The 17,313-nt window shown below is 41.7% G+C and carries 13 protein-coding genes; 9 read left to right on the forward strand and 4 right to left on the reverse strand.

Features of this window, described 5'->3' with window-relative positions; translation table 11 throughout:
• Window positions 1-11: 11 nt before the first annotated feature.
• Entirely contained in the window at window positions 12-1,313 is a 1,302-nt protein-coding gene (locus HNR50_RS02675; protein WP_184743328.1) for an ATP-dependent 6-phosphofructokinase, read from the reverse strand.
• Window positions 1,314-1,461: 148 nt separating this feature from the next.
• On the opposite strand from HNR50_RS02675, the gene HNR50_RS02680 reads away from it, so the two are divergent.
• Genes HNR50_RS02680 through HNR50_RS02690 form a run of 3 tightly spaced genes read left to right on the forward strand, consistent with a single transcriptional unit; the run spans window position 1,462 to window position 4,445 of the window.
• Window positions 1,462-2,631, forward strand: a complete 1,170-nt coding sequence (locus HNR50_RS02680; protein ID WP_184743331.1) for a M20/M25/M40 family metallo-hydrolase — start codon at window positions 1,462-1,464, stop codon at window positions 2,629-2,631.
• Window positions 2,621-3,595 carry a glucosyl-3-phosphoglycerate synthase gene (locus HNR50_RS02685; RefSeq protein ID WP_184743334.1) on the forward strand — a complete coding sequence of 325 codons (975 nt, stop codon included), beginning with the start codon at window positions 2,621-2,623 and terminating at the stop codon, window positions 3,593-3,595. Before HNR50_RS02680 ends, HNR50_RS02685 begins: the two co-directional genes overlap by 11 nt.
• A gap of 28 nt (window positions 3,596-3,623) precedes the next feature.
• Window positions 3,624-4,445 carry an ATP-binding cassette domain-containing protein gene (locus tag HNR50_RS02690; RefSeq protein WP_184743337.1) on the forward strand — a complete coding sequence of 274 codons (822 nt, stop codon included), beginning with the start codon at window positions 3,624-3,626 and terminating at the stop codon, window positions 4,443-4,445.
• A 3-nt stretch (window positions 4,446-4,448) separates the two neighbouring features.
• Here the strand turns inward: HNR50_RS02690 and HNR50_RS02695 are convergent, their stop codons facing one another.
• A complete protein-coding gene (locus tag HNR50_RS02695) occupies window positions 4,449-4,895 on the reverse strand; it encodes a septum formation initiator family protein (RefSeq protein WP_184743340.1) in 447 nt (148 codons plus the stop codon).
• Window positions 4,896-5,016: 121 nt separating this feature from the next.
• Between HNR50_RS02695 and HNR50_RS02700 the strand changes: the two genes are divergently transcribed.
• The 4 genes from HNR50_RS02700 (at window position 5,017) to HNR50_RS02715 (ending at window position 12,167) form a co-directional block, all read left to right on the forward strand.
• Window positions 5,017-8,088, forward strand: a complete 3,072-nt coding sequence (locus tag HNR50_RS02700) for a midas domain-containing protein (protein ID WP_184743343.1) — start codon at window positions 5,017-5,019, stop codon at window positions 8,086-8,088.
• The gene (locus HNR50_RS02705; protein ID WP_184743345.1) at window positions 8,088-9,059 is read left to right on the forward strand and encodes a hypothetical protein; all 972 of its coding nucleotides are present in this window, start codon (window positions 8,088-8,090) and stop codon (window positions 9,057-9,059) included. The genes HNR50_RS02700 and HNR50_RS02705 overlap by 1 nt, the downstream gene beginning before the upstream one ends.
• On the forward strand, window positions 9,056-10,516 hold the full coding sequence (locus HNR50_RS02710) for a 6-hydroxymethylpterin diphosphokinase MptE-like protein (RefSeq protein ID WP_184743348.1): 1,461 nt from the start codon (window positions 9,056-9,058) through the stop codon (window positions 10,514-10,516). The genes HNR50_RS02705 and HNR50_RS02710 overlap by 4 nt, the downstream gene beginning before the upstream one ends.
• Before the next feature lie 97 nt (window positions 10,517-10,613).
• The gene (locus tag HNR50_RS02715; RefSeq protein WP_184743351.1) at window positions 10,614-12,167 is read left to right on the forward strand and encodes a motility associated factor glycosyltransferase family protein; all 1,554 of its coding nucleotides are present in this window, start codon (window positions 10,614-10,616) and stop codon (window positions 12,165-12,167) included.
• Here the strand turns inward: HNR50_RS02715 and amrB are convergent.
• Window positions 12,155-12,985 (reverse strand): AmmeMemoRadiSam system protein B, encoded by an 831-nt coding sequence (gene amrB, locus HNR50_RS02720; protein ID WP_184743354.1) that lies wholly within the window; start codon window positions 12,983-12,985, stop codon window positions 12,155-12,157. The two genes, HNR50_RS02715 and amrB, sit on opposite strands and share 13 nt — an antisense overlap.
• A gap of 71 nt (window positions 12,986-13,056) precedes the next feature.
• Between amrB and HNR50_RS02725 the strand changes: the two genes are divergently transcribed.
• The gene (locus HNR50_RS02725) at window positions 13,057-14,811 is read left to right on the forward strand and encodes a nucleotidyl cyclase domain-containing protein (RefSeq protein WP_184743357.1); all 1,755 of its coding nucleotides are present in this window, start codon (window positions 13,057-13,059) and stop codon (window positions 14,809-14,811) included.
• Between the two features lie 27 nt (window positions 14,812-14,838).
• On the opposite strand, the gene HNR50_RS02730 is transcribed toward HNR50_RS02725, so the two are convergent.
• Window positions 14,839-15,771, reverse strand: coding sequence for a ribonuclease Z (locus tag HNR50_RS02730; protein ID WP_184743359.1), 933 nt, complete (start codon window positions 15,769-15,771; stop codon window positions 14,839-14,841).
• A gap of 70 nt (window positions 15,772-15,841) precedes the next feature.
• Between HNR50_RS02730 and cls the strand changes: the two genes are divergently transcribed.
• A complete protein-coding gene (gene cls, locus HNR50_RS02735; protein WP_184743362.1) occupies window positions 15,842-17,308 on the forward strand; it encodes a cardiolipin synthase in 1,467 nt (488 codons plus the stop codon).
• The last annotated feature ends 5 nt before the right edge of the window (window positions 17,309-17,313 follow it).

The following is a 17,313-nucleotide window of genomic DNA, read 5'->3' on the forward strand; positions in this document are numbered from 1 at the left end:
TTCCTCAGTCATTAATCATGCATTCTGGCCGGCTGTCTTGTCGATTCTATCACATCTCTCCACAGGCTGCCTTCCGGATCGACGCAGTTCTTTTTTGATACGGCCATATCGATCGGAACATGTACGAAGGCATTATTCCATTGGGAAATCAGCATGCCGGTACGTCCCGACATTGCGGCATGAACAGCATTGGCTCCGAGGCGGGCGCAGTAGAGCGAATCGACTGGATTCGCCGCAGAAGCACGTATCATATAACCGGGGTCAATATATTTAAGAGATGATTCCCTTCCGATTTTTTTAAAATGAGCTGTTATTTTCTCTTTCAGAAAAAGACCGATATCAGCCAGTCTCTTGTTTCCCGATTCATCGGTTTCACCGGAAGCTTCGAGGAGGTTCTGACCGGCGCCTTCCGCCACCACAATCACCGCATGATGTCTGGCGTCAAGCCTCTCTTCGAGTTTTTTTAAAAGCCCGTTTTCTCCTTCGAGCGAGAATTCCGCTTCAGGGATGAGACAGAAATTCACTTCGCTGGTTGCCAGAGAAGTATGAGCAGCGATAAACCCCGATTCCCGTCCCATCAGCTTCACGAGACCTACACCGTCGATCGCTGATTTGGCTTCCGTATGAGCTGTATTCACCGCTTCAACGGCCCGTTCCACTGCCGTATCAAATCCGAAGGATTTATGTATGAAACTCAAATCGTTATCAATCGTTTTAGGCACACCGATAACCGCGATATTCAGGTTTCGCTTCTTTATTTCTTTTGTAATGGCCAAAGCACCGCGCTGAGTACCGTCCCCGCCGATGGTAAACAGAATGTTAAGATTCATTCTTTCCATAGCGTCTACAATCCTCACGGTATCGGATCCTCCCCGGGAAGAGCCGAGGATTGACCCACCCATATTGTGTATGTGATCGACAATATAGGGATTCAGTTCTTTAACGGGAAGGTTGTATTCCGGAAGAAACCCTTTATATCCCATTCTCACACCTGTAATTCTCTGAACTCCATAGCGGTACCACAGAGTTCTCACGACAGCCCGAATGACATCGTTAAGCCCCGGACACAGTCCCCCGCAGGTGACAATACCGGCATGAACATGGTTTGGATTGAAATAGATCATTTCCCGCGGACCGGCTTTTTCCAGCAGACTATCGGTATTCTGTTCCTTTAGTGTGTTTGAAGGCAGGATAAATTCGTCATCGCTGACGAATCTCGCTCCGCCTTTATCTTTTTCTACAGAATAGGGAATTGGTGATTTAACAGTGTTTTTACCTAATTTGGTTATTGTGAAATCGATCTTCTGGTTCATACAGCCCTCTCATGGGATTTTTTGTTATCTTAATGATATTTGTTGTTTTATTCTACAAACAGCTGAGAAGTTTTTTTTCTTTTTAATCAAACCTCTCTATATTATCATTTATATAGAATTACCTAAAAATCTACAGGAACAGAATAAAATGGCACAAAATTTCGAAGAAATCCTAGGAAAACTGGATAGTTATGTAGAGAGGATAGCCAATCTCAAAGATATCTTCCTGGCGAACCTCGTCATGCTCAGCGAAATTCCCGCTCCTACCTTTATGGAGGAGGAAAGACGGAATTTTATTCTAGAACGTTTTACCGATTATGAGTTGCAGAACTGTTCTGTCGATGAAAAATCAAATGCGCTAGCCGTTATTCCCGGAAAGACAGGAGAAGGTAACATACTTCTCTGCGCCCATATGGATACGGTCTTTCCCGAAAATACCGACACAACCGTTTCCATTCAGCCGAATCTCGTTTCCGGACCGGGAGTAGCCGATAACGGAGCAGGATTGGCGGCTCTCGTTACTTTACCACTTATTTTGAAGGAACTCGATCTTCAATTCAATTCGAATATCATTCTTATCGGGACTTCCAGAAGCCTTGGCAAAGGCGATCTGGAAGGACTGAGGTTTTTTCTCGATCATTCCCAGATGAGCATAAACAGCGGTATTTGTATCGAAGGAGTTCAGCTGGGAAGAATCAGCTATTCTTCCATTGGAATGCTCAGAGGCGAATTAACCTATAAAATCCCCGAAGAGTATGACTGGACCCGGTTCAACTCCGTGGGAGCCATAGTCAACATGACTGAAATGATCTCCCGCATACTCGAGATTCCCCTGCCCGGCCGCCCCAGGACGAGCATCAACCTGGGATCGGTCGAAGCCGGAAGTTCCTACAACATGCAGGCGATGAAGGCAAAACTGAAATTTGAAATCAGAAGCGAAGCGGAGGAAATGGTAGAATCTCTGGCTGAAGAAATCGGAAACCTCGCTGATGAGATGTCTTCCAAAACGGATTCGGAAGTGACCTTCCGTGAAGTGGCCAGGAGAAAACCGGGGGGCACTCTTTTTTCCCATCCGCTCAACTCCAGAAGCCGGGACATTCTCAATCATCTGGGTATTAAACCCCGATTCTCTCCCTCCACTTCGGAGCTGGCCGCTTTTATAGATAAAGAAATTCCCGCTATCACAATGGGAATAACAACGGGTGAAAATCTCGGTGAACTCGATGAGTCCATACAGATCGAGCCTTTGTACACAGGCCTCGCTCAACTGGTCGCATTAATCGAAGCTATTGATGGAGGTTACACCAATGCAAATTAATGACTGGCTTAAAAATAACACGTTCCATCATTCCCAGTTCTCCAATATAAAAGAACTGGTTGAACTGAAAGAAGCTCAGAAACTATCCATTTCTCTCTGCATACCCACTCTCAATGAAGAAAAAACAATCGGAAAGGAGATCGTACTTTTCAAATCGGAACTCATGGAACGCTTTCCCCTTCTCGATGAAATCGCCGTTATCGATTCGGGCTCTGAAGACCGGACTCTTGAAGTGGCATCAGCCTTCGGAGCAGACACATATCTCGCATCTGAGATTCTCCCCGGACTGGATGATAAAAAAGGCAAAGGTGAAAACCTATGGAAGGCCATATATCAACTGAAAGGCGATATCATAGTTTACATAGACGCTGATATCAAAAACATACACCCCAGATTCGTATACGGACTTGTAGCCCCTCTTCTTCTTAAGCCCGAAGTTCATTATGTAAAAGCTTTTTACGATCGTCCGCTGGCTTTTTCCGGCAGCATTCGTCCATCGGGAGGCGGCCGCGTTACGGAGATTCTGACAAGGCCGCTTTTCTCGTTGTTTTTTCCGGACCTGACGGCAATCATCCAGCCGCTATCGGGAGAGTATGCCGTCAGGCGTGAAGTGATAGAGAAGATTCCTTTCCCCATCGGTTACGGCGTTGAGACATCTCATCTCATTGATATATATGAAGAATATGGATTAGCTGCTTTCGCCCAGACAGACCTGGATCAGCGGGTACACCGGAACCAGACAACTAGGGCTTTGGGGAAAATGTCCTTCGGCATTCTTCAAACCTTTCTCCAGAGACTCAAGAAAAAACACGACATTGAAAATCTTCCCGAACTGAATACCGTTTTCAGACAATTTCAGGTAAGGGATGAAACTTTTGAAACAATCGAGTACAATATCAAGGAATACGAAAGGCCTCCTATGATTACCATCAAAGAATACCAGGACAAGTTCGGCCGGTCGTAACTACTAATAATCGGAGAATTTTTTTATAATGGAAAAAAGGGCTTTCCCCGTCATTCTCAAAAACATCAGCTTTTCCTATGAAGAAGGAAAACCGCTATTCAAAGATATGTCTCTTGATTTGCCTCAAGGTGTTGTCTCTCTTGTGGGGCAGAACGGTACCGGCAAATCGACATTGCTCCTTCTTGCCGGGGGAAGACTTCTCCCGGAAAAGGGAACCGTGGAAATTCTCGGCAGGAACAGCAGCGAACTTGCCAGCGAGGAAGAGCGGAACAGTCTGGTTTCTTTCATATATCAGAATATGGAATTTGAGACTGAGGAAACAATCGGCCAACTTCTCTCCACAATCTATGAAGGCGGATTTCACAAAAAGAAGGATCCGTCACTGCTGAAAACAATCATAGATGTGCTGGAGCTTGGAAGTCTGCTTGATAAAAGAACCGGAGAAATAAGCAAAGGCGAAATGCAGAGAACTGTTATCGCGTTCTCAATACTCTATGGCTCATCAATAATCATGATGGACGAACCGGTTTTCGCCCTGGAAAATAACAGGAAAGAAGTCGTACTGGCTTATCTTAATGAATATGCGGCTCAATATGGTGTGACAATATACTATTCCATACATGAAATCGATCTGTCCAGGAAGTATTCCACATCCGCGCTCCTTTTTACTAAAGAAGGACAGATTCTTTCTGGTCCGACAAGGGAAATCATGTCGAAAGAGAACCTTGAAAAAGCTTATCAGGTTCCGATGGATATGCTATACCAGAGAGAGAATCTTTACCGGAGCCATCTCTTGGAAGATGGCCTCCCAAAGGGATTATCCGGTATCAATACAAAAGTTATCGAGTAGATTTCAAGCTCTGCTTCTGTTAACAGACATATTGAAAACGATTCCTGTTATCATGGCGATAAGAACTCCCGCCAGGCTTAGCAGACGGAAAGAGCGTTCATCAACATCCATTCTGTATTCCCTTTTTACAACGAATCCCGGTCTGTATTCATCTGCACCGGGATTCCATCTATCTATATGAACAAGATGATCGTTTTCCTCGTAGTAACCTAAAGCTCGAGCTTTTACTTTAATGAGTTCGTTATCCGAAGAGAGCGCATCAAAATCAACTGTCAATTCTCTGTTGATTTCCCGTATTTCTTCCAGGTTTTCTGTTAAGAGCTTTTTGTAGGATTCGGCCCGTACCATAGCCGACAGTCCCGTATCTCCTCCGGCAAAAACAAGCAAGCTGTAAACGACCAGTCCGGCCAGTAAAGAATAAAGTAAAATTGACCATTTCATATGTTTCATTTACGGTAACTATTCAACTTTCCTGAACACTTTCATTTTGTTTAAAAATTTCGCTTCTATTGTCCGATAATCAATAAGATGTTAAATTATAATTACGTTTGGATAAGATTCAGGAGCGTTTATGGCAGCAAATAAACCGAAGAACTTCGAAGAAGCAGAAAAAGAGCTTGAGCAATATGGGAGCTGGGTAAAAGGCAGTCCCGAGGATCTCGAAGTTGAAAGTCTTGATGATGATTACCACCTGGAAGGAAACCCTGAAAACGCACTGATGACCGAAGAAGAGGAAATGCTTCTCGGAGAATTGGAATCCAGCGAAAGCGAAAGTTCTTTCGGAGATATTTCATTTGATGAGTTCGGTGATCTCGATGACGAAGTGGATGATACCTTCGGCATGGAAATCCCCGATGATGACTTTCCCGGCCAGCTGGTTCAATCGCCTGACCTCTCCATGAAAATCCTTCAGAGCATTGAAAATGAGCTGATGGGATTGAGAAATGAAGTTAAGGATTTAAAAAAAGAATTGAGTCAGATTCAGAAAGCTCCGGAATCGCCCATAGCCGATTCTCTTTCGGAAGATGAAGGAGTGTCATCATCTACCGGATTTTTCGAAGAAGATGATGATGAGACAATTGCTCTGACCGGCGATGAACTTGATAATATCCTCGTATCGGCCTCTGTGGAAGAAGAACCCGATCTTGATGAAATAATCAGTTCCGGGGAAGAAGAGGAATTACCAGAAGAATTTAACGAATCAAATATTCTCGATGAAGATGAGCTTCAGGATACGGAAGATCTTCTGGGTGATACGGAGTTGGATAATTCCCTTCTCGATGACCTCTCGCTCGGTGAGGACGACCCGGCTTTAGCGGAACTGACTGAAACAGAAATAGATACGTCATCTGATGAAATGATTATTTCAGATGAGATTCCTGAAGATTTTGATTTGGACAATATACCTGATATGGATGACATATCAGAAAGTTTTGATGTTGATGGGGAATCTTTTCAGGTTGAAGAATTCGAAGGATCCGATGGAGAGGATTTTATTGTAGAAGAATATAATGAACAGGATTCTCTGACTCTTTCCGATGAAACAGGAGAAGAGGAACTTGTTGAGTCTTTTGCAACTGAGAACCCCATTGAAGAAGCCTTTATTGAAGAGGATGATGAAACAAACTTCGATGAAGGAGAAGAGATTGATCTTTCCATTGACGAAGACGCCCAATTCTCGCTTGATGCGCAATCCGGCAAATCAGTACCATTTGAAGATATCGAAGATATAGATCTGTCGGCCTTTGATGAAAATCTTGTCATTGAAGAGGAAAGTGATGATTTTGAGCATGTGGATCTCAATTCGTTCCTTGATGATGAAGAAGAGAATGAAATAACTGTTGATATTGAACCTGAAGAAGACGTTTTCGGCGAGATTACCATAGATGAGGAATCACTGGAACCGGATACAGTATCTGACGAAGCTGCAGATGAATCTGTTTCAGAGGAGATATCACTTGATGAAATATCACTTGATGAAATCGAAGAAGAGTCTCTGGATTCAGAAATGGATGAAATCACTCTGGACGATATCTCTTTTGATGATGAAATGTCTCTCGACGAAATTGAATTGGAAGAGGACTCAGATGGGGATATCACACTCGATGAGATCAATCTTGATGATGAAATATCAGAGATGGATGAAGAGATCAGTATTGATGATATAAATCCTGAAGATGAAGTTTCATCTGATGAAATCATCATTGAAGAAGAAAACGACGATTCTGAAGATATTACGCTTTCGGAGTTAAATATTGATGAGGGATTTCCCGATCTCGATGAAGTAGATTTCGACGAGGAGATATCTGAAGAAGAAATCACTCTTGATGATATTATTTCTGAAGATGAATCCAGCGAATTTGAAACAGATGAAATCACTCTCGATGAAGTAGATTTAGACGAAGAAATATCTGAAGAAGAAATCACTCTTGATGATATAGTTTCTGAAGATGATTCCAACGAATTTGAAACAGATGAAATATCTCTTGATGAAGTAGATTTCGATGAAGAATTATCCGAAGAGGAGATCTCTCTTGATGAAATCATATTAGAGGAAGACTCCGACGATCCGGTAATTGAAGATAGCTCGGAAATTTCATTGGATGATATACTTGTAGAATCTGATAATGACGAATTGGAAACAGATGATATTTCTCTGGATGATATCATAATTGAAGAAGAATCAGCAGAGAGCTTTTCCGGAGATGATACTTTAGATGAAATCATTCTGGAGGAAGAACCGGAAGAATCGGAAGAACTTCTACTTGATGACGAGACAGAAGAAATAACCGTCGATAACGTATTTCCTGAAGAGGAAATGCTTCTTGACGATATCATGTCCGATGAACCTGAAGAAGATTTTTCCCTGGAAGGGACCGGCTTCGAAGACGAAATAGAATTACCGGATCTGGATGAAATAATCCTTGAAGAAGATGATAATGAATCAGAATCGATCCAGAATGAAGAAATAGATTTACCCGATCTGGATGATCTCTCTCTCGATGAACAAATCGATGACAATGTTGACCTGCCGGATTTGAGTGATCTCGATTCTGATAATTCAGCTATCGAAGATATTGAACTTCCGGATCTTGATGAAATAAAGCTCGATAGCGAAGCAAAGGATTATGCAGAACCGGAGCTGCCGGATCTTGATGAAATCGTCATCGATGACGAAGAAGAAAGCGATGTTCCCAATCTTGACGATATAATCGCTGATTCCGGAGAAGGTGATACAGAGTCTGAGCTTTCTGAAATTGAACTCCCCGATCTTGATGATATCATAATCGACGATAGCGAAGATGAGATTGATACTGATCCTGCAGCTGAAGATGACATTTTCGGTGGAGATAGTGAAATTGTTGATCTTGACTCTCTGGAGCAGTTGGCTATAGAAGAACCGGATAGAGAAATGACTCCTCAGGAATTTACGGAAGATCTGTCTGAAAGAGTAGAAGAGATCCGCGATGCTGCAATGAACGGCAACATCCCTGAAGAACTCCGTGATGAAATAAAAGATATACTTCTTTATATGGATCAGCTTCTGGAATCACTTCCTGATGAAAAAATACAGGAATTTGCCCGAAGCGAACATTTCGAAGTGTATAAAAAGATATTTGAAGAACTGGGAATCAAAAAATAATGGGTCTTCTCGACAAAGCACTGACTCTTGAAACGGAAAAAAATGCAGAGATTGAAAGCTCTCTGCATTTTAATCCGAATCTTGAGAGTTTATATAACAGGTTGAATACATCAACAAAAGGATTGGATTTTCCCTCCCTTCTCTTCGGCGGTCTGGTTAATGAGCTTCAGATTCAAAAAGGTGCTTTGCTTCTTCCCGATGAAAGCCATGTTTTCACGCCCTGGGCAGTCGAAGGTTTCGATCAGACAACATCGAGAAGAATCCGAATTCCCGACAGCCTTTTACCCAGTCTCAATAAAGAGCATTTTAATTATGTCGAATTACAGAATACCGAGATCGATTTATTAAAAGATTTTTTTTCATTTCGCGAATACTCAGTTACATCCAGAGTAATATTAGTTCCACTCAAAAATAATTCTCAGGTGATTGCTGTTTTATTTATCACTGAAGGAAACTTATTAAATCAGGATAGAAGAACACTAAATGACTTATTTGAAAATATATCCCGAACCGCAGGTTCTCTGCTTAAGGAAAAAAGAGATTCCATCCTGTTAAGGCTTGAAGATGTTACTAATGAACATAATGACATCTCAACATTCCTTAAAGAACGGATCAGTTCCGATTCCTCGCCTTTCCTGCTATTGTCTCTTAAACTTGATTCTTTTATGGATAAAATAAAGAGTAATGACAGAAATTCCGTTGAATTCAGAATGATTGAAGACATTCTCAGACTAGTGAAAACATTGCTGGGGGGGAGAGGTTCCGTAACAATAAAAGATTCCCGTTCGCTCTATGTTCTCCTTGGAAGCTCTCGTCAAGAGGAAGCTGAACTCTTCATTCATCAGATAGGACTTTCCCTGTCTTATTTTTATAAACTTGATAATTCCCTCTTTAAACCTGTTTGGAAAATGGTCCGTTTTCCCGAGGACGGTTCATCCGAACAGGACCTTATTCAGCAATTGGAAAAATGAGATTTTACCGATCCGATAAAGGATTCCAATGCGCGGAGCTGGGAGGAAAAAACATTCATTCCAGATATAATCCCCGTAAGGAAGCTGAAAGATTTATAGATAAAACCGTTACGGATATGCCGGAAACCATAGTCTTAATCGGTGCCGGTTTAGGTTATTTACAGAACTATCTAAAAACAAAATTTCCTCAAGCCAGGATTATCTGCATATTTCTTGATGATGAAATCTACAAAAATTCTTTTTCGGAAAAAAACGATTTCTTATGCTGGTTCCCCGGTTCTCCCGATTCAATAAGTCAGTTTTTTTTCAAAAATATACATGAAGACAGGTTAAGCTCTCTTTCCGTAATTGAATGGGAACCCTGTGCGCAGCTTTTCCCCGGATTATCTCTGGAAATATCTAAAGCATTAAAAACAACAATTCAGGAATTGAATGGAAATATCCTTACAACAGCCTGGTTCGGCAAAAAATGGCTTCGAAATCTGATAGTCAATTATATATCTATGGATTATTACTTAAGTCCGGTTACTATTGAGAAACCGATACTCATAGCCTCATCCGGTCCAACTCTAAGCGAAATAATTGATGATCTGTCCGTTTTCAGAAACCGTTTTTTTCTTATTGCCCTTCCCTCTTCTCTCGCGGCTTTTTCCAAAGCAGGCATAACTCCTGATCTTCTGATATCTACCGATCCCGGATATTACAGTTCGGTTCACCTCTATTATCTGGGATTGAATGTTCCTTTGGCACAACCCCTGACCGCCGGAAGAGGCTTCTGGAGAAAGAATGCATCAATAATGGTTCTCAACCAGGAAACACCTTTCGAAAAGGATCTCTTTAGTATTACCGGTTTAGAGCACCAAGCTGTTAAACCTAACGGGACAGTTTCGGGAACAGCTCTTCAGTTTTCAGGCTTATATAACAATCCCGTCTATTTTGCCGGTCTGGACCTTTGTTTCAGGGATATTCAGTCTCATACAAAACCTCATAGCTTTGATGTTTTACTATTTGACAGAACACTGAGAAACAATCCTCTTCATTCCATTTATTTCAACAGAGCGTCCGGAGCTGTTCCGGATTTTTCCAGGGGAATCCGGACCGGCCGTTCACTTGATACATACAGGAACTGGTTTGAGAAGTATATAAGATCAAATAATGCTGATGTTTACAGAATCAATCCCTCTCCGGTTTCTATAGAAGGCTTCAAAAACTGCAGAGTCGAAGATATTCCGGATAAGGATTACCATAACTCATTAACGTCACAAATATCGGAAACATCCCCAGTCGAGACACGAAAAAAACAGATTAATAAATTACTGGCAAAGTGGATACAAGAACAGGAAAATGGAGAAAACAGTTCTTTTTTTTATTTTCTTGATGCTGTAAATGCAACCGGCAGCAAAAACAGAACAGATGCCATAAAATATCTGAATAAACTTAAGGTCATTTATGAATAAAACAGCACTTTTCGATAGAAATCTTCTCGCTTTGGGAACAGGTAACAAGCAACTTTCCTCGCGTTGTGCTTATTGTAAAAGCTCTAATAATTTTCACATGATTGAATCTAAAACGGGAAAAAAAGTTCCAGCTGTGGAAAATAACGGCCGGATAACACCAATGCATTCCCGCTTTGATCCTGAAAAAGAAGGATCCAGATTTCCCCAGGTTTATACGAGTCGGGGCTTTCTTCTTTTTTTCGGCTTCGGAGGAGCCTACCACATAACACCTTTTCTGAAAGATGAAACAGTAGAAAAAATTGTTATTATAGAAAAGAACCTGGATTTTTTTACCTATGTTTTAACTCAGATGGATTTAACTGATCTTCTTTTTGATAAACGGGTTGTCTTACTGGTGGAAGAGGAACAAGAATCCATCAGGAATTCACTTCTAACCCATTACCTCCCCATACTGACCGGTGATATTCAAAGCATTCTTCTCAGGCCCTCTGTTCAGATGGACGAAAATTATTACAACGAAATTGCAGAACTGATCAGAGAAACACTTGAACAGGTCAGCGATGATTTGACTGTTCAAACGCGATTTGGCAAAAAATGGTTTCGCAATACTGTAGCCAATCTCGAGAAAGCCGAAAAAGCGATTTTTAAAATCGGTTCAATCGGAAAAGCCATGATAACAGCAGCGGGTCCCTCGCTTGATGAAAATATCGAAAAAATCAGGTCTATGAGAAAAGAAATCTTCCTGATAGCTACAGATACTTCGCTCCCGGCTCTTCTTCACCGGAGCATCATTCCCGATATAGTCATATCTATCGACTGTCAGGACATCAGCTACAACCATTTTATGCAGGGTTATCCCGAACATGTTCCGCTATTGCTTGACCTGGCATCTCCCACCCGGCTCAACCGATTCACCGATAACAGGCTATATTTCTCCAGCGGCCATCCATTTTCCAGATATGTTAACAGACATTTCAGAAATTTCCCGCAAATCGATACCAGCGGAGGCAATGTAACATATGCAGCCCTTTCTCTGGCGGTTTCGCTCGGCGCAAGAGAAATTTATGTCTCAGGCGCTGACTTTTCATATCCCCGCGGTAAATCCTATGCCATGGAAACCTATCTTTATCCCTGGTTCAGGAACCTTGAATCCCGTTTCCAGTCCCTTGAAAGTTTCTTTTTCTCCTTCATCATGCACAATAATTCAATGATACGGGATGACTCAGATGGATTCATACGTTACATTTCAAAACCGATGATTGGTTACAGAAAACTCTTTGAAGCGGCAGCCACCGCCATCGACCCCAAAGTCATTCCTCTTGAGGGAAGCGGTTGCGAACTTAAAATATCGAACAGAAAATTGAATCCCTTTCCAAGTATCAGGCCGGTTTTATCAGCAGGCTCCCCCATGATGAGCTCAAAGAAGTTTCTCGGGGAATATCTTAAAAACCTTAAGATGCTGCCTCTTCCGGACGGTCCTTTATGGAGATACCGGGAAAAGTTGACTGATAGCGAATTGGAACTTATTACAACCGTTTTACCGGCTGCTGCGGAATTCAGCCGTAAATTTTCAGACAGAAAGGAATCTCTAAAAAAAGCCATTCAATGGACGATCAGCCTGCTTGAAAGAGAAATAACTCAGACGGGATAAACGAGAGCCCCATAACCCACAAAGGAAGATGACTGATGCCTGGAAAGACTGTTTTCGTATTGAAGAAGGACACCCTTCTCCGAGCCGCAGGATTTTCCCCAAAGAGCTGCGGCGGCCGCGGCTCCTGCAGAACAGGCTGACCGGTCCTGATCTGCAAGATCCAGAATATCCTTTCCCCTGAAGTTCTCCATTGCTCTAAGGATTTTCCTATCGCTGTTTTCAACCCATATCTCAGGATTTTCAATAGAATCCCCGGGAATGTAGCCATAGTTAGGTCCGTAATGTGTCAGATCTGTAGATCCGATGACAACAGCACTCTGCCCGACATCTGAAATGACGTCTCCTAACACTTCATGAAAACGCAATGAGCTGGTTCCGGCCGGAACGCGCAAAGGGACAATGGGTATATCAACAAAATGACTTTTGATAAAAGGCAGCTGGAGTTCGATCGTGTTGTCAGGGCTGTCGTCGGAAACTCCGTTCAATCTTTCAAGAAGACGATCCCTGATCCCCTTATGAACTTCCAATGCACCAAGCGGCGTATTACAGATATTGTCCGTCCAGAAAAGAAAGGGATAATCGGCAGGGAGATGTCCTCCCAGTATAAGAACAAGATCAACATCCTGTTTTAACCGTCTAATGGCATCATAGGCCAGATGACCCGAGAAATACCAACCGGCATGAGGAACAATGGCGGAAACAGAATCCATCTCCGCTTTTCCCAGTATCTCTTCGTATTTTTCTATCTGGCGTCTCACATCCTCTTCCCGTTCCGGATACCAACTGCCGGAAAAATGGGAAGATCTGATTTTATCCATTTTGGCCTCTAAAAAATCTTTTATAAATAAATAATACTGCAAAATAATCAATAATTGAATATAATAAAGTTATGAAACAGAACCTCTCTAAAATCTACACCATTGTGGTTGTATTAGTATTATTGATTCTCGGAGGATGGTCAGCCTGGGATATCTACCGGCTCAGGACCTCTAACAGCGAAGCCGCCCGTGTTAATGTTGATCAGATTAAATCAAATGTTGAATCAAGTTATAATGCAGCAAAGTCCTTTTCCGACGAATCTTTTTTCCGATCAATCAGACAGCTTTTCAAAGACAATCCCGATCTGGAAATCCTCACTGTTTATTCGCATGATTCCGATGTGGGAATTGAATATCATTACAACCGGGGTGAAGATGTCGAATTGCTGAATCTGGATGAAACGACACCACTCACAATGAAAGATCTTCCTGATTATAAATACAATCAGCTGATGAAAAGCAAACTCACTTCTTCACTGAACACACCGGGCATGTCGGGAATGGAGCTGGATCTTATTTATAAAGTTGTCGACGGTGCCACCATATATAATATTCTCATTCGCCTTCTCATAGTTGTTGTAGTTTTGTTTTTTACGACATTATTTATGATTTTTACAGTATCCAGGCATAATGCTGATGAAGATATCGAAGATGATGACAGTGACATGTCCGACCATATGGACAGTTCTTTCGACTCTGAAGACAGCCATGACGATCTTTCACTGGGCTGGGATGAAAATGAAGATTCTTCCGGTGGTGAATTTGCGATGGATGACTCCGAGTTTGATAATCTTGATCTGAATTCATCGGGGGGGGATTTTGATGATCTTAATCTCGATGACATGAATGATGATTTCGATTCAGCTTCTGAAAGCTCTTCAGATGATTTCAGTTTTGATGAATCTTCTGACGACTTCGGTAATGAACTGAATGATGAATTAAGTCTGGACGAACCTTTTGAAGATTTCAATCTTGAAGAGAGTTCAGATGATTTCGAATCGGTCTCTTCTGGAGAATCAGAGCTCAGCGAAGATACTGATGACTATTCTTTTGATGACGTTACCGATGACTTCGGTGATAGCGAGGCAGATGAATTAAATCTTGACGAGCCTGTTGATGATTTCAACCTCGAAGATGCTAGTGAGGATTTCAATCTTGATGATAATGAAAATGAAATGTCATTTGATGATCTGGACGATGTAAACCTCGATAGTGATATTCCGGAAGAAGAAGACCTTATGGCTATGGATCATGAGATCTCCCCATCTTCCGATTTTGATGATGATTTCGATTTTGACAATATTGAGGATACATTTACCGATAATGTAGATTCAGATTCCAGTGAAAACGGACCATCGTTATTTTCTCCCAAGAGCGGAGTCGGCTGGGAAGATTTTATCGAAGACAGAGTGAACTTTGAACTGGAGCGAGCCGCTTCTGAAGATCAGGATCTGGTTCTCGGTTTAATCCAATGTGACAGCCTCACAGAAGATAATTACAAAATCTTTGCAGATCAGCTCAAAGAGGATTTCAATTATCCGGATCTGATTTTTGAGTACAAGGACAAGGGATTCGCCCTGATAGTTCCCAATAATGATCTCGATCAGTCTTTAAAAACACTTGAAGCTTTCACAGGTAGAGAGATTGAAGAATACGGAGAAATCAATGTGGGTATATCTTCCCGTAACGGTCGATTGATAACCGGTGGAAGAATCTTTATGGAAGCTGAAAATGCTTTGCATAAAGCTGTTGATGATCCGGAAAAAAATATAGTCGGATTTCGTTCCGATCCGGATAAGTTCAGAGAATTTCTTTCTAAGAAATAAAAAAACGGGGTTTAAAGCCCCGTTTTTTTATTCGTTGTTCGGTATTTCAAGCACCATCTGATCTCTGCAGAGAAAGGTTTCCGGAAAGTTTTCTTTTGCTTCCTTTTTCAATCTGCGAAGTTGTTTTTCCGTGTAGCGGGGACTGTAATGTATTAATCCCATTTTTTTTACGCCTCCGGCTTTTGAGGCGATTAATCCGGCCTGATAAGCGGTAAGATGTTTTTTTTCTTTTGCAGAGTCTGCCAATTCTTTCTCGAACATCCCTTCGCAGATAAGAAGATCCGAGCCGGTAACTTCTTTGCTTATCGACTCGCGATAAAGCGTGTCAGTAACAAAGGAAAATTTCCGTCCTTTTCTTTCCATTCCCATAACATCCTGAGGATGAATAACCTTACCGTCATTAAGAACAACATCTTCGCCGCTCTGAAGTTTTGACCAGAGAGGTCCAACAGGTATTCCCGCTTCCTTAGCTTTTTCCGGATAGAAGATACCAGGGCGCGGATCCTCTTCAAGTGTATATCCGACGCAAACTTTCGAATGTTTCAGAGGGAAAGAACGCACTTTATATCCTTCCCCTTCATAGACGACTTGAGATACCGAAGGTTTTTCAATCTCCCGGATCTCGATATCATAATTAATATACATATCGAGAACTTCCCGGCTTGTCTCAACATATTCCCTGATTTTCGGAGGTCCGATTATTACCAGAGGTTCTGTTCTGTCTACTTGTGCCGAGAGCATGAGAATTCCCGGCAATCCTGTAATATGATCAGCATGAGTATGCGAAATAAAAATCGTATTTATTTTTTTCCAGCGTAAATTTAGTGATCTAAGTGAAATTTGTGTGCCTTCTCCACAGTCGAAGAGAAATAAATCTCCTTCTCTTCTCAGAAGAACCGATGTAAGATATCTCCCCGGCAGAGGCATCATGCCGCCGGTTCCTAATATAAATGTTTCCATACAGTATAAGAAAATAACAGATTTCATTTTTTAAGTGAATAGATCACAATTTTCTTTTATATTATTTATTATGTTTAAATTTGATATGTATCAGATTCTGGCCATAACAAGTATTCTGATCACTGTTGCCGCGGCGCTGAGTATTCTTCTCGATGAAGACAAAACTACCGAGTCTGTTATTTCATGGCTTCTCTTCATTTTCATTTTCAGATGGATCGGTGTAATTTTTTATATCCTTCTAGGTATTAATTGGAAAAAGAATAATCTGGTACAGGAAAAGCCTGAAGACATTTTCAAAAAGTACCTTCAGTCAGCACTGGACAGGCAAAGCCGGTTCCTGGAAAATTCTCTGAATACTGATTCAGATGAGACCTTTAACGACACGATAAAAACAATCCGACTCTTATTGTCCGGAAATAGTTCGATCCTGACATTAAATAACCGGATCAAGCTCTATTACGATGGACAGGAGGCGTTTAACGACCTCCTACGTGATATTGAACGGGCGGAAGATTCCATTCATATGGAGTTCTTTATATGGCGTTCAGACGTCCTGGGAGAGCGTATAAAAGAAGCCTTGATAAAAAAGGCTCTTCAGGGACTGGATGTGAAACTGATATTCGACGGCCTCGGCTCTTTTGGAAAAATATCTTTTAAATACAGAAGGGAATTGAAAGAAAACGGTATTCAATTCAGATATTTTCTTGATCTCAACTCAGCAATGGCAAGATTGAAAATCAATTATAGAAATCACAGGAAAATAGTTGTTATAGATGGACGTAAAGGCTATACGGGAGGAATGAATATCGGGCAGGAGTATATAGACGGAGGCAGACGGTTCAGCACATGGCGGGATACAGCTCTTCGCGTTACCGGAGATTCGGTCATGCTTCTACAAGCACTTTTTTTAACAGACTGGAACTCATCCGGACCCGCAGAATATATCGTTGATAGCAAATTTTTTCCATCCTTTCATCCTGATGAGGTTCAGATTCCCATGCAGATTGCTGTCAGCGGTCCCGATTCACGCTGGTCTTCCATTGAACAGTTATACTTCATACTTCTTACAAACGCCAATAAGGAAGTATGGATTCAAAGTCCTTATTTTGTTCCCAACGACAGTATCCTGAAAGCCATGCAGGCATCGGCACTAAGCGGAATTAAAATACATCTGATGATGACAGGCATCCCCGATAAACGGGTGCCTTTCTGGGTGGCACAGACCTATTTCGAAACTCTTCTGGAATCCGGTGTCAGAATCTACATGTACAAAGCCGGATTTCTCCATAGCAAAATGATGGTTTCCGATAAAAAAATCAGTACGGTAGGAACCTGTAATATGGATGTCAGAAGCTTTCATATCAACTTTGAAGTCAACTCAGTTATATATGATGAAAAGATCTCTTCTGAACTGGTTGACAGATTCAATCTGGATCTGGAACATTGCGAGGAAATCACACTTCAGAGTTTGAGGAAAAGAGGGTTCTTCAGAAGGGTGAGAAATAACTTTTTACGTGTATTCTCACCCATCATGTAGAAGTG

Source organism: Spirochaeta isovalerica (assembly GCF_014207565.1).
Lineage (GTDB): Bacteria > Spirochaetota > Spirochaetia > DSM-2461 > DSM-2461 > Spirochaeta_F > Spirochaeta_F isovalerica.

Coding starts and splice junctions, on each gene's coding strand:
- HNR50_RS02675 (WP_184743328.1), bottom strand. CDS start 1,313: ATGAACCAGAAGATCGATTTCACAATAACCAAATTAGGTAAAAACACT.
- HNR50_RS02680 (WP_184743331.1), top strand. CDS start 1,462: ATGGCACAAAATTTCGAAGAAATCCTAGGAAAACTGGATAGTTATGTA.
- HNR50_RS02685 (WP_184743334.1), top strand. CDS start 2,621: ATGCAAATTAATGACTGGCTTAAAAATAACACGTTCCATCATTCCCAG.
- HNR50_RS02690 (WP_184743337.1), top strand. CDS start 3,624: ATGGAAAAAAGGGCTTTCCCCGTCATTCTCAAAAACATCAGCTTTTCC.
- HNR50_RS02695 (WP_184743340.1), bottom strand. CDS start 4,895: ATGAAACATATGAAATGGTCAATTTTACTTTATTCTTTACTGGCCGGA.
- HNR50_RS02700 (WP_184743343.1), top strand. CDS start 5,017: ATGGCAGCAAATAAACCGAAGAACTTCGAAGAAGCAGAAAAAGAGCTT.
- HNR50_RS02705 (WP_184743345.1), top strand. CDS start 8,088: ATGGGTCTTCTCGACAAAGCACTGACTCTTGAAACGGAAAAAAATGCA.
- HNR50_RS02710 (WP_184743348.1), top strand. CDS start 9,056: ATGAGATTTTACCGATCCGATAAAGGATTCCAATGCGCGGAGCTGGGA.
- HNR50_RS02715 (WP_184743351.1), top strand. CDS start 10,614: ATGATTGAATCTAAAACGGGAAAAAAAGTTCCAGCTGTGGAAAATAAC.
- amrB (WP_184743354.1), bottom strand. CDS start 12,985: ATGGATAAAATCAGATCTTCCCATTTTTCCGGCAGTTGGTATCCGGAA.
- HNR50_RS02725 (WP_184743357.1), top strand. CDS start 13,057: ATGAAACAGAACCTCTCTAAAATCTACACCATTGTGGTTGTATTAGTA.
- HNR50_RS02730 (WP_184743359.1), bottom strand. CDS start 15,771: ATGGAAACATTTATATTAGGAACCGGCGGCATGATGCCTCTGCCGGGG.
- cls (WP_184743362.1), top strand. CDS start 15,842: ATGTTTAAATTTGATATGTATCAGATTCTGGCCATAACAAGTATTCTG.